This window comes from Acinetobacter sp. 809848 (assembly GCF_000581275.1).
Taxonomy (GTDB): Bacteria; Pseudomonadota; Gammaproteobacteria; order Pseudomonadales; family Moraxellaceae; genus Acinetobacter; species Acinetobacter pittii.
In genome coordinates this window covers 1-14,325 of sequence record NZ_JEXG01000004.1, presented here as the reverse complement: position 1 = coordinate 14,325, position 14,325 = coordinate 1, and the positions used below count along the sequence as shown (strand labels likewise).

The window sequence follows — 14,325 nt, the reverse complement described above, 5'->3', positions numbered from 1 at the left end:
TTATTTTGCCCCTATTCTTGATAAACCTTTGCAGTTATTCAAGCTTTTTTAAACGATCGATAATATTTTCATACTCATTGTTGGTTCGATTATAGGTCTTGGAAAGTGTTTCAAGTGTTTGTTTAACCCGATTAATATTATTTAGATTGTTTTCAATCAACGCCTTATGACGCTCAGGAATCGGTTCTCCTTTTCTGAAATACTCCATTTCCTGACGCTTAAATAAAATTTTGTCTTGTTGTAATTGATTAAGTTGTTCCTGTTGATAATTAATTTGCTTTTTTATAGACACTAATGCCTGATCTCTTTTAATCGAAGCTGTCTTACTATTGCTATAAGCTTTTTTTAATTTGATATCTTGTTCTTTATGTCGCGCCAATAATGCCCGTTGACTTGATTGATTTAAATCAGCTTCAGCATTATAAGAATGGTTTCTTTTTATCACTTGCATATTACGATCTAGAGCTTCATAACCATAACGAATATGAGCAGGTGTGACCGATGTACTAATATTGGCAATACCATGTTGGTCATAATAACGATACCAAACCGCTTTAGGTGTATCGGCAACAGCAACACTAAAGGGTAAGAAAAAGAGTGATCCGAAGGAAATAATGCCTATAGATACAGACAAACAGTTCCTGTAAAAGGCATATTTCATCCTGTCATTCATTGAAAATCCCCAAAAAAGATAGCTAAGTCGCTTATTTTTAAATATTTAATCTTCATTATATTAATTATTATTTAGCTGAATAAAAATATAGTCATTATAAAAAAAATGATAATTTTAATTAAAGTGTGATGAGGTTAAAAGTTATTGTTTATAAATGAGAAAGTAGACAAAAATGCCTCATTGAAAATAGAACGTGAGATATGTTAAAAATGCGTATAAATGTGTAAAAACAAATTTAAGTTAAATTGCATTTATATTTTATTTTTATGGGGATGGAAGATTAAATGGAAGATGCATTCCAAAATCTGAAAGTAATGGTGATTGATGACTCAAAAACCATTCGCCGTACAGCAGAAACCTTATTACAGCGCGAAGGCTGTGAAGTGATTACTGCTGTGGATGGATTTGAAGCTTTGTCCAAAATTGCAGAAGCAAATCCGGATATTGTTTTTGTCGATATCATGATGCCTCGTTTAGATGGTTATCAAACTTGTGCTTTGATAAAAAACTCTCAAAATTATCAGAACATTCCCGTTATCATGCTCTCTAGTAAAGATGGTTTATTTGATCAGGCAAAAGGGCGTGTGGTAGGTTCAGATGAATACTTGACGAAACCTTTTAGCAAAGATGAATTGTTAAACGCGATTCGTAATCATGTAAGTTCATAAACAATAATTTGAGGGCAAAAAAATGGCACGTATTCTCATTGTAGATGATTCACCAACCGAAACTTTTCGTTTTAAAGAAATCCTAACCAAACATGGTTATGACGTGCTTGAAGCATCAAATGGTGCAGATGGTGTAACTCTTGCAAAAGCAGAGCAACCAGATCTTGTATTGATGGATGTTGTAATGCCGGGTGTAAATGGTTTTCAGGCAACACGTCAGATTACTCGTGATGAAGACACTAAGCATATCCCTGTTGTGATTGTGAGTACTAAAGATCAGGCAACTGACCGTGTATGGGGCAAGCGTCAAGGTGCAATCGATTATTTGATTAAGCCAATCGAAGAAAATCAATTGATTGATGTAATTAAACAATTTCTAAATTAACTCATCCATCCATAAAAACATAAATAACGGGCATTTTGTACCCGTTTTATAGGATCGAGTATGGCAGCGAATGGATTTATCGAGTTACTTCGTTTGTCTAAACGGGGTAATAAGAATTACGCTTCAGTTCAAAATGAAGCACAGCGATGGTCAGGAATTGCTTTTGAAATGAGAGGGCAATACTTCGTCGCACCACTTGGGGAAGTGTCAGAAGTAATCTATCCACCAAAATATACACCAGTTCCAAATACCCAAAGTTGGGTAAAGGGATTGGCAAATATTCGAGGAAGACTACTTTCAGTGTCTGATTTGGCGCATTTTATTTTAGGGCAACGAAGTTCATTTTCGTCAACTCAAAAAGTATTGTGTATTAGCCATCGCGACCAGTATGTGGGGTTGGTCGTGGATCAGGTTTTGGGGATTCAGCACTTTAATAAAAAAAGCTTTTTTTCTCAAAGCTTAGACTTAGAGGAAAATCTAAAAGAATATTGCCAAGGTTATTTTCATCAACATAACCAGCATTGGCATGTCTTTTTATTTAGTCGTTTATTGCAAAACCCACATTACATGAATGCATCGACAAAATTTATAAACTAATTTTTACGCTGTGAAAACAGAGTATTTTTCTGGGGAAAAGCTATGGGCTTTAAGCTTAAAAAGAAAGGCAGCAGTCGGGTTGCGTCCGAAAAATCGGGTGTCAATTTTATTGCAACAATCCAGTCAAAAATTGAGCAGTTTGCCAGTTTATTTGGGGAAAGTGAAAAGTCCAAGCCAATCCTATATGCAGCACTTTTATGTTTTGTGCTTGCATTAGTTTCTCTAGCCTATCTGTTCTATAACGTTCCACGTCATAACCAGTTAATTCGAAGTCTCGGTGAGTTGCGTTTGTTATCTCAAACGATTTCTAAACAAGCAACTGAAGCAACTGAGTCTGGCTCTCAAGAGGCAATCACCAAGCTACAGCAGTCTCAAAAAGACTTTAATGAAAACTTACTTGAGATTGAAAATATTCACGGTAAATCGACTGATGAATATCAAAAAGTTCAAGTTATGTGGACTGAACTTTCAAAAAACATCGATTTGATTTCAGCACATCAAAAAGTCCTTAACCAGTTATATGACACCAACATCTCTATTAGCGAAACCGTCCCTGAGATTCAGGCAGAATATAACTTGATGGTTGACCAAATGGCGCGTCAAGGTTTGCCAAGTAGTCAGGTAATTATTGCTAAAAACCAGGTATTTATTGCCGAACGTATTTTACGTTCTATTAACTCGGTATTAAGTGGTACCGATGGCAATGTATCGACTAGCGATTTTGGTGTAGACATTGATACGTTTGGTACGTATTTAAATGCTGAACTTAATGGTAATGCTGAATTGGGTGTTGATCGTATTGCTGATCCGGCTTTACGTGAATCATTAGAAAGTATTAAATCTGAATATGACAAAGTCTTAAAATCTGCTGCTGCCACGGTATTAAAAAATGGTAACCAGATTGTCAATGTTCGTCAGGCATCTTCTCAGATCTTCTCTAAATCAGATGTGATGTTAGATAACTTGGGGCATTTATCTGATGTAGCAAGAAAGAACTGGCTTACTTTATTGTTAGGTGCGGTGCTAATCAGTTCTTTAGCAGGCTTAATCTTCTCTGTATTTAAATTGATCACATTACGTAGTGTGATGGATAAGCAACGTGTTACTCGATTACAAGACGAATATGACCGTAACCAAAACGCGATTTTACGTTTACTTGATGAAATCGCCGATCTTGCAGATGGTGACTTACGTTCATATGCAACTGTATCTGAGGATTTTACGGGAGCAATTGCCGACTCGATTAACTTTGCGATTGACCAACTACGTGACCTTGTATCCCGTATTCATGAAACCTCTCAAGAAGTTGCTCGCTATACGCAAGATACGCAGAGTATTACGAACCAATTAGCAGAGGCGTCTGAGCATCAGGCTCAAGAAATTGCTGGTGCATCAACAGCAATGAATGAAATGGCGCAATCGATTGACCAAGTATCTTCAAATGCATCTGAATCTGCTGAGGTAGCAGAGCGTTCGGTACAAATTGCCTCTAATGGTGCGCAAGTGGTAAACCGTTCAATTGAAGGTATGGACACAATCCGTGAACAGATTCAAGAAACGTCTAAACGTATTAAGCGATTGGGTGAGTCTTCACAAGAAATTGGTAACATCGTATCGCTCATTAACGATATTGCCGACCAAACTAACATTCTTGCATTAAACGCAGCAATTCAAGCATCTATGGCTGGTGAAGCAGGCCGTGGTTTCGCCGTAGTTGCTGACGAAGTACAGCGTCTTGCAGAGCGTTCTGCATCGGCAACTAAACAGATCGAAACTCTGGTTAAAACAATTCAGACTGATACAAATGAAGCTGTTATTTCGATGGAACAAACCACCACTGAAGTTGTGCGTGGTGCAAACTTGGCAAAAGACGCGGGTATTGCCTTGGATGAAATTCAAAAAGTATCGGGTGACTTGGCAAACTTAATTGCCAGCATTTCTGATGCAGCAAAACTTCAATCTGCATCTGCCAGCCATATTGCGACCACCATGACAGTCGTACAAGAAATTACTTCACAAACGACAACTGCAACCTTTGATACAGCACGCTCTGTTTCTGAACTAGCAAACATGGCAGAGTCATTACGTGAATCGGTAACGGACTTTAAATTACCTGATTAAATTGGGGATGAGAATAGCTGTTTCAGTACCGCTATTCTTCTAAAAAGTATTAACAACACCAGATAAATATTGGGGAAACAGCTATTTTTCTGGTGTTGACTCTGTCGTTTTTCTCCATTTAGGAGACAAGCAAAAGAAGCCTTTGCTATGAAAGAAATATTAAAAACTTTAACTGAAGCAATGATGCTACCGGAAGATAGCTACTCTCAACAAGATGATGAATTTCTTGAAATATTTGTCGAAGAAATTGAAGAAATTTTTGTTGAATTACAATCTTTGATTCACGAATGGATGCAATCTGAAAATGTTGCTACGCTTACTGAAATCCGCCGTCATTTTCATACATTGAAAGGTTCAGGGCGAATGATTGGGGCCAAATCTTCTGCTGAGCTTGCTTGGACTGTGGAAGATACGCTTAATCGGGTAATCAATCAGAGTCTCGGATTAACTCCTGACATCCAACAATATGTTCAGTTGGTATTTAAGTTCTATTTCTTTAAGTTAGTAGATGACTTCGAATCTAAAAAAAATCATACCCTAGACTTTAGGCCCCTAATTTTATTGGGACAACAATTACAGCAACAGCAAAGTATAGAACCCGCGTTAGACGAACTTTTATTATTATCAGATATTCTTACTGCTGAAACTCAAACTGGTTTAGAAGCGAATGACTTAGAACCAGAATCTACAGAAGTTTTAACTATTTTGACTCCAGAAGTTGCTATAGAAACTGAACAGACTCTTGCTGAAACCTTAATTTTATTTATGGAAGAAGCAGAAGAGCACTTAGCGACAATTGATCAGTTTTTGGAAAAAGAAATACATCAGCATGAAAGTTATAATGCTCTAATACGTGCGTTACATACATTACGTGGCAGCTCTGCCATGGCTCATGTAGAACCAATCTTTGAAGCTAGTACCAAAGTTGAGCATTTATTTAAAATACTATTACAAGAAGAGCTTTCTTCTCATTCAGAAGAAGTTTCATTACTCCGTGATTATCGTCAGTTTATTCGAAATAGTTTAGATCTATTGGCTGCACATTGCTCTACTGAGCAATTGGAATCTGATCTACAAAAATTTAATCAGGTTTGGGATGCTTACATGGAGCAGCATGGTGAGCATTCGAGCCCACTCATGCCTCCACATGGTTTAGTGTCTCAGCTATTACAGCTAGATGTTGCTGAATTACTTGATGCGGAATTAGACTTTGAGAAGGGAATACGTACAGAGTTTCCTCATTATCTTGAACGTTTAAGTGAACAAGCAGATGTTTTGCTGCAACATACTCAGTCGCAGGCAATGATTGGTTTATATGAATATACTAACCAGTTGAAAGAAAGCTACGACATATTGCTTGATCGACCTGATTTATTGCAATCAGATTATATTTTTGAAATTTATCAAAAAGCGCACCAACAATTAATTCAGTTATTTGATGCATTAGCTGCGGGACAAAGAGTAAGTATCATCGAGCAACACCAAAATGTCTTGGATGAGCTAAAACTATATACTCAATATATTCCAAATCTTAATTCCGAATCATTAGAAACTCATCAAGACGTTTTTGAACCATTGTTTAATGCTGAAGTTGAACAAACGGCGAATGAACCTCTGATAGAAAATGTATTCACTGATCAGGTCACCATAGGACAGAGTGTACAACTAGATCGACAGTTTATTTCGTCTGAGCATGTAAACCGTCATTTTGATCCAGATCTTTTAGATATTTTTCTTGAAGAAGCCGATGAGTTGCTTGAGGGAATGGATACAGATCTTAATCTTTGGGTTAATGATCAAGAAAACTTTGCCGCTCTCAATAATCTGATGCGTTATTTGCATACCTTAAAAGGTGGGGCAAATATGATTCAGGCAACTTATATTGGTTTAATTGCACATGAGTTAGAAAGTATTTATGAGCGTTTAATTCAAAAACAGTTGATAGTTTCGTCTGCTCTCATTGATTTTATTCGACTAGTTCAAGATGACTTGGCTGACCGTCTTCAAATAGTGCGTGAACAGCACCTAGATTATGCTGCTTCTCATACTATTCAAGCACTTAAAAATGCAGGTCAGGTATTTGATTCTCATATTAAAGAGAGCAAAACAGAACCTGAAACGTATGTTATACCTGAATTAAATTTTGAAGTATTACAACAAGAAGCGATAAATAATACGGCGTTAAACCTCAGTGAGTTAACTTCTGCTTCTGAGCAGATTGCTAAGTCTAATAATCAACTTGTTGAGCAAACCGAATTACAAGTTCTTTATGCTGATCACGATCATACAGAGAGTATCCCAGATCAAGATATTAATACTGTTGTCGAGCAGACATTCATGGAGGAAGCGGCCGAACTATTAGAAATGGCCGATCACTTATTAAAACAATGGTTCGAGCAACGTACTAACCGTAGTATCTTGCTTCAACTACAAAGAGCAGTGCACAGCTTGAAAGGCGGTTCCCGTATGCTGGGACTTGAAACCGTGCAAGCGATTGCTTATCAACTTGAGAATGCTTTTGAACAATTTGCGCTTCATCATTTCAGCTCAAATATTTATGACAACTTATTAGAGAGTGCAATTGTCTGGTTAAAAGAGGCAATTTTTAAACAAAATTATCAACACTTCGATGGTTTACAACAAAGTCTGGAAAATATCCAGTTCATTGAAAGAGCAATTCAAATTCCTAGTAAGTTAACTAGAACTGATCTATTCAGCACGGAACCTGTAATGAGTTTTGTGCAAGGTGACGGTACAGAACCACCGCCAATGATGGGTGAGTGGGAACAAGCACAACGCCTTGATCAAAATAATGAGATGATTCGAGTCTCGGCAGATTTAATTGAAAAAATGATTGATCTGTCTGGTGAAAATTCGATTAACCGTTCGCGAATTGAAATGGATTTAAGCCAATTTGGTCATACCTTAGCGGAAATGGAATTGGCTATTCAGCGACTTGCAGATCAGTTGCGTCGAATGGAAGGTGAATTGGAAACCCAAATTATTGCAAAGCACGGTATTGAGAACTCACGTTATACGGAATTTGATCCTTTAGAGATGGACCAATATTCTTCATTAAATCAGTTATCAAAGTCTCTTGCCGAGTCTGCATCGGATTTAGTAGATTTTAAAAATACATTATCTGAAAAGATCAGAGACACTGAAGGTTTATTGGTACAGCAATCGCGTATTCAGGCTGAAATTCAAGAAGGTCTTATGCGAACACGCTTAGTACCATTTTCTCGATTATTGCCTCGTCTGCAAAGAATTGTGAGGCAGACTTCTACCACGTTAAATCGACCAGCGGAGCTTTTTGTTAATAATACAGAAGGCGAGCTGGACCGGACAATGTTAGAACGTTTGGTTACGCCACTTGAGCACATGCTTAGAAATGCAATTGACCATGGATTAGAAGACCGTGCGCAACGTGAACAAGCTAAAAAACCAGAAACTGGACGCATTGAACTCAATATTCATCGTCAAGGTACAGATGTTGTAGTTACATTTAAGGATGATGGGCAAGGTATTGATATCGAGAAGGTTCGTCAAAAGGCGTTAATGTCTGGTTTGATTAATCCAGAGCAAGTATTAGAACATCAAGATATTTTACAGCTGATTTTCCATCCTGGTTTAAGTACAGCCGATCAAGTCACTCAGATTTCAGGCCGTGGCGTCGGACTGGATGTCGTGCAAAGTGATATTAAGGCCTTAGGTGGCCATGTGAGTGTCGACTCTGTATACGGGCAGGGAACTGTCTTTACCATACGTGTTCCAACGACAGTAGCTGTTAGTGATGCTTTAATGGTTAAAGTTGCTGATCAGCAATTTGCAATCCCACTGGCGCAGATTGATCGAATTGTACGAGTTTCACCAGCATCATTAGAACAATATTTCGGAAGTGAACAAGAGCTCTTTGAATTTGAAAATAAGCGCTATCCATTACGTTATTTATCTGAGTTTGTTGGTAATCAACCAATTCCGCGCTTAAGTGGAATGATGTATTCATTACCAGTATTAATGATTAAGGCAAATAATGGACAAACCGTCGCCTTATTAGTTGACCAACTGATTGGCTCACGCGCACAGATTGTAGTTAAGCCAATAGGACAACAATTCTCTAGCATTGGTGCGATTGCAGGAGCAACTATTTTAGGTGATGGTCAAGTTTGTCTAATTTTAGATGGACAAAATATTGCTCGCCAAATTCAATCTACTCGCCGACATAAATCGCTTAATGAAACTATCTATAGACAACGCGAGTCTGATGAGCGACGTCTTATCATGATTGTAGATGACTCGGTAACTGTACGTAAGGTGACGTCTCGCTTACTTGAACGTCAGGGCTATGATGTAGTCACAGCTAAAGATGGGGTTGATGCGATTGAGCAATTGGAAAATATTAAACCAGATCTCATGTTACTTGATATTGAAATGCCACGAATGGATGGCTTTGAGGTACTTAATCTCGTTCGACATCATGATCTACATCAAGATATACCAGTGATTATGATTACATCACGAACTGGTGAAAAACACCGTGAACGAGCATTTACTTTAGGTGTGAACCAATACATGGGTAAACCTTTCCAAGAAGAAGACTTACTTGACAATATTGATGCGTTATTCATGACATTTGAAGGGAGACTTGCCTAATGAAAAGTAATATAAGTACATCCTTAATTAATGAAATGGACCAGCAAGAGCTTCAGCATTTAATTACTGTCTCAACTGGTTTTATTGATGCATATATTATCGAGTGTCATCAGCAAGTGCCGATGCTATTGCCGCAAAATATAGTGTTATCTGCTATGGATGTTAAAAACGGTATCAAGCATATTGAATGGCATGATGTAAAACTCCCTGTTTATTCGGTTCACAACGAAATAGATTCTCGAGCAGTAGCTTTAGTCATTGAAAGCGAAGACATTAGTCAACGTTTTGCACTTGTGTGTAAATCGATGCCAGTTTCAGTTCGCCTGCGTATTTCTGAAGTCGTAGATGAAAATGACGATATACAAGAGTCTTTACAGCACCCAACTGTATTTAAATATATTCGTATGGACAATCAACGCTACCATGTTCCTAATTTGCAATATATTCAAAATTCATTTCATCTATAAAAAAAGGAACTCATTTTGAGTTCCTTTTTAACTTTTACTTAGCTAATAAATTTTCCAAAATTTGCTCATAAATATCAGTTAGTGGATCAAGGTCTTGTACATCAACATGTTCGTTAATCTGATGAATTGTTGCGTTTAGAACACCTAATTCCAATACCTGTGCGCCTGTTGGAGCAATAAAACGACCATCAGAAGTACCACCACTCGTTGAAAGCTCAGTTTCAGTACCCGTTACGTTCAAAATAGCAGTTTGCGCTGCATTAACGAGTTCACCCACAGGTGTTAGGAATGGTAAACCAGAAAGATTCCAAACGATTTCGTACTGTAAACCGTGTTTATCTAAAATCTCATGCACACGTTGTTTAAGTTGTTCTGCTGTTACTTCTGTTGAATAACGGAAGTTAAAAGTAACTTCTAGTGCACCAGGAATGACATTTGTTGCGCCAGTGCCAGCATGAATATTTGAAATCTGAAATGATGTTGCTGGGAAATATTCATTTCCATTATCCCAAACAGTTTGGCACAGTTCTGCTAAAGCTGGTGATGCTTCATGAATTGGATTGCGCGCCAAATGTGGGTAAGCCACATGACCTTGCTTACCTTGAACTTTTAATACGGCATTAAGTGAACCACGACGACCATTTTTAACAATATCACCCAATTTATGAGTACTAGAAGGTTCGCCTACCAAACACCATGTCATCTTTTCGTTACGTTTTTCAAGAGTCTCAATCACTTTAACCGTACCGTTAATAGCAGGTCCTTCTTCATCAGAAGTAATTAGAAAAGCAATCGAACCCTTGTGATCAGGATGTTTTGTGACAAAACGTTCAGATGCAACGACCATAGCTGCAAGTGCTGTTTTCATATCGGCCGAACCACGACCATATAATTTTCCATCGCGAATTTCAGGTACAAACGGATCTGAATTCCATGCTTCTAACTTACCTGTCGGAACTACGTCAGTATGACCGGCAAAACAAAATACAGGTTCTTCAGTTCCGCGACGCGCCCAAAGATTGTCAACTTCACCAAAACGCATTGGTTCAATATGAAAACCAATTTTGGCTAAACGGTCTGCCATGATGGTTTGGCATGTATGATCAATAGGAGTAACAGAAGGTTGTTGTAACAGTTCTAAGCTAAGCGAGAGAGTGTCTGAATGGTTCATACCGAAAATTGCGTGCTGATCAGGTGAAATATAGTCCGATATAATAGGCGAATCTCTAAGGGATGGGTACGTAAAAATAAAAAAACCTTATCGGAATGATAAGGTTTTTGAAGTAACAACTCTAACTTACATTTTATCTTGTGTTTTTTCAGCAGTATTTGTTACAGCATCACCTGCTTTAGAAACATCTTGCCCAAAACCTTTAAACGTATTACACCCTGTTAAAATAACAGCAACCATTACAGACGCAGCTAAAACTTTTTTCATCATTTTCTCCGTTTAAATTTAATAATGAAGTAAATTTAGATTAAAAAACAAACGGAAAAAGAAACATGACTGTTTAATAGTAAAAACGTTATAAAATGTTTCTAGAAGCTTAAAACTTATTGTTAATTAGCTTAATTTTTGCAGGTGAGGCTTAATGTTTAAGTACGAAGGATGTCTAAACATATAAAACAAAACCTCTTCACTATTTTTACAATATAGACCGTCTGTCCACCAATGTGCTGGATTTGAAGTCTGCTCTTTATTTGGACACAACCATTCGTGTCTTTCCAATCGATAAAAAGAAGAATGGGGAATGGTATTCCCCCAATATCCCAAACGACGCTTTAAATTTATCCAGTCTGGTAGCGACTTTTGAGAATTTAACTGAACTGGCAGGTAGAGTTGTCCTTTTAAAACCGCAAAACGTTGTTGAATCTTAAAATTTAATGCTTCAGAAAATTGAAATTGCTTATTCGTAAAATGATAAAGTTTCTTGCTTAAAGTATCCTGACGATTCAATCCAATCCATTGTTCTAAATGTAAGTCTGCCTCGCCCAAATAGTATTTTAACGCGACCTCCCAATGTTCAATTTGTTGAGTTTCTTTATTTAAAATTAAAAAATCTAGCTCACCTAAAGTTTTTGCTCCATCAATTTTTTGAATACTATGACCTAACAGTTGGTAAGGATGATAATTATCCTCTTGTAGCCAGAACCAAAGTAAATTCTCAAAGCGTAAACCTAAGCGTGTACTTTTAAGTTGAGATAAAAACTGGATTAAAGGCTCTGGTGACTGATCGAGCTCATTTAACCGTGGTAAATAATTTTGGAAATGCTCTTCCCATACTTCGGTTGGGTGCAGCTTAAAGTCGTGTTGTATAGAAAAACTTTTTGGTAATTGGCAAAGTAAATTTGGACTAGCAATACAAAAAGCCAACTGTCGCACTATAGGATGTTGAAATTGAAGCCATGGTTCGAAATAGGAAGTTTTCACTGAGGCAATATTCATATATTTAATACTCGAAGTAATTCATCCTAATTTCATAAGGGATCAACAAACAATATTAGAAAAACACTTTATACTAACGCTAACAGCAGGTTAAGGTTTATATATGCGAACATTGTTCTGGCGCTCTTTGGTCGTGATTTTTATCACACTAGGCATTATTGGAGCAATTTTACCAGGTATGCCCACAACAGTGTTTTTGATTCTAGCTGCATGGGCAGCTTCGAAAGGATGGCCACAAATGGATGATTGGTTATTAAACCATCCCAAATACGGCCCAACATTACGTGATTGGCGAGCCAATGGTACAGTACCACGTAAAGCCAAATGGATTGCAAGCATAATGATGGCAATCAGTGGCCTTATAATGCTGTTTACTTCAGCACCGCTTTGGGTCAAGGTTTTTACTGATACTACCATGTTCATCGTTGCAGTTTGGTTATGGCTACGCCCTGAGCCAAAATTAAAAGATTGATAATCTTTTAATTTTGGCGCAAGACAAGCAGTGAAACTGCGCGTAGATAAGAGAAGATTGATAATCTTTTAATTTTGGCTCAAGACAAGCAGCGAAACTGCGCGTAGATAAGAGAAGATTGATAATCTTTTAATTTTGGCGCAAGACAAGCGGTGAAACCGCGCGTAGATAAGAGAAGATTGATAATCTTTTAATTTTGGCGCAAGACAAGTTCTTCATATAAATTTTTACTTAAACTCAAAGTATTTGAGTTGATATAAGAGAATAAGTTCAATGTCTCAATTTAAGCTCGAAGATGTAGATGTCCTCATCGATTTAGCAAATCAAACATTAACTTTGCCTAAACATAATAAATTTTATGTCATTTCTACCGGAAAGAACGGAATCGGTGAGCAAGAGAATACTGGTAGGACTCCACGTGGATGGCATAGGGTTGCAAAAAAAATTGGTGCACAATCTCCTCAAAATGCGGTTTTTATTGCACGTAAGCCCACAGGGGAGGTCTATAGTAGTGAACTAGCAGCACAATTCCCTGAAAGAGATTGGATATTGTCACGTATTCTTTGGTTAGATGGCTTAGAAGAAGGCTTTAATAAAGGCGAAGGTCATGACACCATGCAGCGTTATATCTATATTCATGGCACTCCTGATAAAGAACCGATGGGCGTTCCCATGTCACATGGCTGTATTCGAATGCGTAATGAAGAAATCATTGAACTGTTTGATTTAGTCGCTGAAGATGCATTGGTTTATTTGTCTGAGCAATCTTTAACCTAAAATAAGATTTTAAAAATTTTTATTTAATTAGCTGAATGATCAAAATATTAAAATAAGTGCTTAAATAAAATACAAAAAATTGTTTTTTACTTAATAATGACTTATTTTTAATCATTCATTCGCATTTTTTTGAAAAGTTGTCGAAAAGCGTTTGACACCTGTTAAAGATTCTCTATAATGCACCTCACAAACGATGAAGACGTTAAGGGCGCTTAGCTCAGTTGGTAGAGCGTCTGCCTTACAAGCAGAATGTCGGCGGTTCGATCCCGTCAGCGCCCACCATATATGTGACCATACTTTATTTTAAAGTATTGTAGTGCAGCGGTAGTTCAGTTGGTTAGAATACCGGCCTGTCACGCCGGGGGTCGCGGGTTCGAGCCCCGTCCGCTGCGCCACTTTTCAGTTCGGGTTGTGTTTGGAAGAAGATTTGAGATGTAAAAGTTTTAAATCGAAAAATTAATAATTTATTAGTTTTTTCTTCTTGGGGCGCTTAGCTCAGTTGGTAGAGCGTCTGCCTTACAAGCAGAATGTCGGCGGTTCGATCCCGTCAGCGCCCACCATATATGTGACCATACTTTATTTTAAAGTATTGTAGTGCAGCGGTAGTTCAGTTGGTTAGAATACCGGCCTGTCACGCCGGGGGTCGCGGGTTCGAGCCCCGTCCGCTGCGCCACTTAAGACTTAACATCGTTTACCCCACAATTTCGACATTGTGAAAGTGCAGCGGTAGTTCAGTTGGTTAGAATACCGGCCTGTCACGCCGGGGGTCGCGGGTTCGAGCCCCGTCCGCTGCGCCACTTTTCAGTTCGGGTTGTGTTTGGAAGAAGATTTGAGATGTAAAAGTTTTAAATCGAAAAATTAATAATTTATTAGTTTTTTCTTCTTGGGGCGCTTAGCTCAGTTGGTAGAGCGTCTGCCTTACAAGCAGAATGTCGGCGGTTCGATCCCGTCAGCGCCCACCAAGCCTTTACGTTAAGCTCTCAAGTGCAGCGGTAGTTCAGTTGGTTAGAATACCGGCCTGTCACGCCGGGGGTCGCGGGTTCGAGCCCCGTCCGCTGCGCCACTT

Annotated in this window: 12 protein-coding genes and 7 tRNA genes; 15 read left to right on the top strand and 4 right to left on the bottom strand. The window is 38.1% G+C overall.

Annotated features, from left to right (window positions below; translation table 11 throughout):
• Positions 1–34: 34 nt before the first annotated feature.
• A complete protein-coding gene (locus J536_RS07975; RefSeq protein WP_032062557.1) occupies positions 35–673 on the bottom strand; it encodes a hypothetical protein in 639 nt (212 codons plus the stop codon).
• A 284-nt stretch (positions 674–957) separates the two neighbouring features.
• Between J536_RS07975 and pilG the strand changes: the two genes are divergently transcribed.
• The 6 genes from pilG (at position 958) to J536_RS07945 (ending at position 9,564) form a co-directional block, all read left to right on the top strand.
• Positions 958–1,341 (top strand): twitching motility response regulator PilG, encoded by a 384-nt coding sequence (gene pilG / locus J536_RS07970; protein WP_000389061.1) that lies wholly within the window; start codon positions 958–960, stop codon positions 1,339–1,341.
• Between the two features lie 22 nt (positions 1,342–1,363).
• The gene (locus tag J536_RS07965) at positions 1,364–1,726 is read left to right on the top strand and encodes a response regulator (RefSeq protein WP_002116220.1); all 363 of its coding nucleotides are present in this window, start codon (positions 1,364–1,366) and stop codon (positions 1,724–1,726) included.
• Positions 1,727–1,786: 60 nt separating this feature from the next.
• Entirely contained in the window at positions 1,787–2,323 is a 537-nt protein-coding gene (locus tag J536_RS07960) for a chemotaxis protein CheW (protein WP_002116439.1), read from the top strand.
• Positions 2,324–2,365: 42 nt separating this feature from the next.
• Positions 2,366–4,444, top strand: coding sequence for a methyl-accepting chemotaxis protein (locus J536_RS07955; protein WP_005072794.1), 2,079 nt, complete (start codon positions 2,366–2,368; stop codon positions 4,442–4,444).
• 147 nt (positions 4,445–4,591) lie between these two features.
• Positions 4,592–9,097 (top strand): hybrid sensor histidine kinase/response regulator, encoded by a 4,506-nt coding sequence (locus tag J536_RS07950; protein ID WP_032062555.1) that lies wholly within the window; start codon positions 4,592–4,594, stop codon positions 9,095–9,097.
• Positions 9,097–9,564: a hypothetical protein gene (locus J536_RS07945; RefSeq protein ID WP_002116250.1), complete on the top strand. Its 468-nt coding sequence runs from the start codon at positions 9,097–9,099 to the stop codon at positions 9,562–9,564. Before J536_RS07950 ends, J536_RS07945 begins: the two co-directional genes overlap by 1 nt.
• 34 nt (positions 9,565–9,598) lie before the next feature.
• On the opposite strand, the gene dapE is transcribed toward J536_RS07945, so the two are convergent.
• From dapE to J536_RS07930, 3 genes are all read right to left on the bottom strand, one after another.
• Positions 9,599–10,735 carry a succinyl-diaminopimelate desuccinylase gene (dapE, locus tag J536_RS07940; protein WP_032056673.1) on the bottom strand — a complete coding sequence of 379 codons (1,137 nt, stop codon included), beginning with the start codon at positions 10,733–10,735 and terminating at the stop codon, positions 9,599–9,601.
• A gap of 126 nt (positions 10,736–10,861) precedes the next feature.
• Positions 10,862–11,005 (bottom strand): entericidin A/B family lipoprotein, encoded by a 144-nt coding sequence (locus J536_RS07935; protein ID WP_014207555.1) that lies wholly within the window; start codon positions 11,003–11,005, stop codon positions 10,862–10,864.
• Positions 11,006–11,128: 123 nt separating this feature from the next.
• Positions 11,129–12,010, bottom strand: a complete 882-nt coding sequence (locus J536_RS07930) for a DUF1853 family protein (RefSeq protein ID WP_032062553.1) — start codon at positions 12,008–12,010, stop codon at positions 11,129–11,131.
• Positions 12,011–12,113: 103 nt separating this feature from the next.
• Here J536_RS07930 and J536_RS07925 point away from each other — a divergent pair, with 103 nt between their 5' ends.
• From J536_RS07925 to J536_RS07885, 9 genes are all read left to right on the top strand, one after another.
• Entirely contained in the window at positions 12,114–12,482 is a 369-nt protein-coding gene (locus J536_RS07925; RefSeq protein WP_017400240.1) for a YbaN family protein, read from the top strand.
• Between the two features lie 273 nt (positions 12,483–12,755).
• Positions 12,756–13,259, top strand: a complete 504-nt coding sequence (gene elsL, locus J536_RS07920) for a cell wall-recycling L,D-carboxypeptidase ElsL (protein ID WP_032062551.1) — start codon at positions 12,756–12,758, stop codon at positions 13,257–13,259.
• Positions 13,260–13,465: 206 nt separating this feature from the next.
• Positions 13,466–13,541: transfer RNA gene (locus J536_RS07915), tRNA-Val, on the top strand.
• A 36-nt stretch (positions 13,542–13,577) separates the two neighbouring features.
• Positions 13,578–13,654, top strand: a tRNA-Asp gene (locus tag J536_RS07910).
• 89 nt (positions 13,655–13,743) lie between these two features.
• Positions 13,744–13,819 (top strand) — tRNA-Val (locus tag J536_RS07905).
• A 36-nt stretch (positions 13,820–13,855) separates the two neighbouring features.
• Positions 13,856–13,932, top strand: a tRNA-Asp gene (locus J536_RS07900).
• A gap of 47 nt (positions 13,933–13,979) precedes the next feature.
• A tRNA-Asp gene (locus J536_RS07895) sits at positions 13,980–14,056 on the top strand.
• Between the two features lie 89 nt (positions 14,057–14,145).
• Positions 14,146–14,221 (top strand) — tRNA-Val (locus tag J536_RS07890).
• Between the two features lie 24 nt (positions 14,222–14,245).
• Positions 14,246–14,322: transfer RNA gene (locus J536_RS07885), tRNA-Asp, on the top strand.
• Positions 14,323–14,325 lie beyond the last annotated feature (3 nt).

What these genes read in the sequence shown, in the direction of transcription:
- J536_RS07975 (WP_032062557.1), bottom strand. Translation starts at nt 673, where the DNA reads ATGAATGACAGGATGAAATATGCCTTTTACAGGAACTGTTTGTCTGTA.
- pilG (WP_000389061.1), top strand. Translation starts at nt 958, where the DNA reads ATGGAAGATGCATTCCAAAATCTGAAAGTAATGGTGATTGATGACTCA.
- J536_RS07965 (WP_002116220.1), top strand. Translation starts at nt 1,364, where the DNA reads ATGGCACGTATTCTCATTGTAGATGATTCACCAACCGAAACTTTTCGT.
- J536_RS07960 (WP_002116439.1), top strand. Translation starts at nt 1,787, where the DNA reads ATGGCAGCGAATGGATTTATCGAGTTACTTCGTTTGTCTAAACGGGGT.
- J536_RS07955 (WP_005072794.1), top strand. Translation starts at nt 2,366, where the DNA reads ATGGGCTTTAAGCTTAAAAAGAAAGGCAGCAGTCGGGTTGCGTCCGAA.
- J536_RS07950 (WP_032062555.1), top strand. Translation starts at nt 4,592, where the DNA reads ATGAAAGAAATATTAAAAACTTTAACTGAAGCAATGATGCTACCGGAA.
- J536_RS07945 (WP_002116250.1), top strand. Translation starts at nt 9,097, where the DNA reads ATGAAAAGTAATATAAGTACATCCTTAATTAATGAAATGGACCAGCAA.
- dapE (WP_032056673.1), bottom strand. Translation starts at nt 10,735, where the DNA reads ATGAACCATTCAGACACTCTCTCGCTTAGCTTAGAACTGTTACAACAA.
- J536_RS07935 (WP_014207555.1), bottom strand. Translation starts at nt 11,005, where the DNA reads ATGATGAAAAAAGTTTTAGCTGCGTCTGTAATGGTTGCTGTTATTTTA.
- J536_RS07930 (WP_032062553.1), bottom strand. Translation starts at nt 12,010, where the DNA reads ATGAATATTGCCTCAGTGAAAACTTCCTATTTCGAACCATGGCTTCAA.
- J536_RS07925 (WP_017400240.1), top strand. Translation starts at nt 12,114, where the DNA reads ATGCGAACATTGTTCTGGCGCTCTTTGGTCGTGATTTTTATCACACTA.
- elsL (WP_032062551.1), top strand. Translation starts at nt 12,756, where the DNA reads ATGTCTCAATTTAAGCTCGAAGATGTAGATGTCCTCATCGATTTAGCA.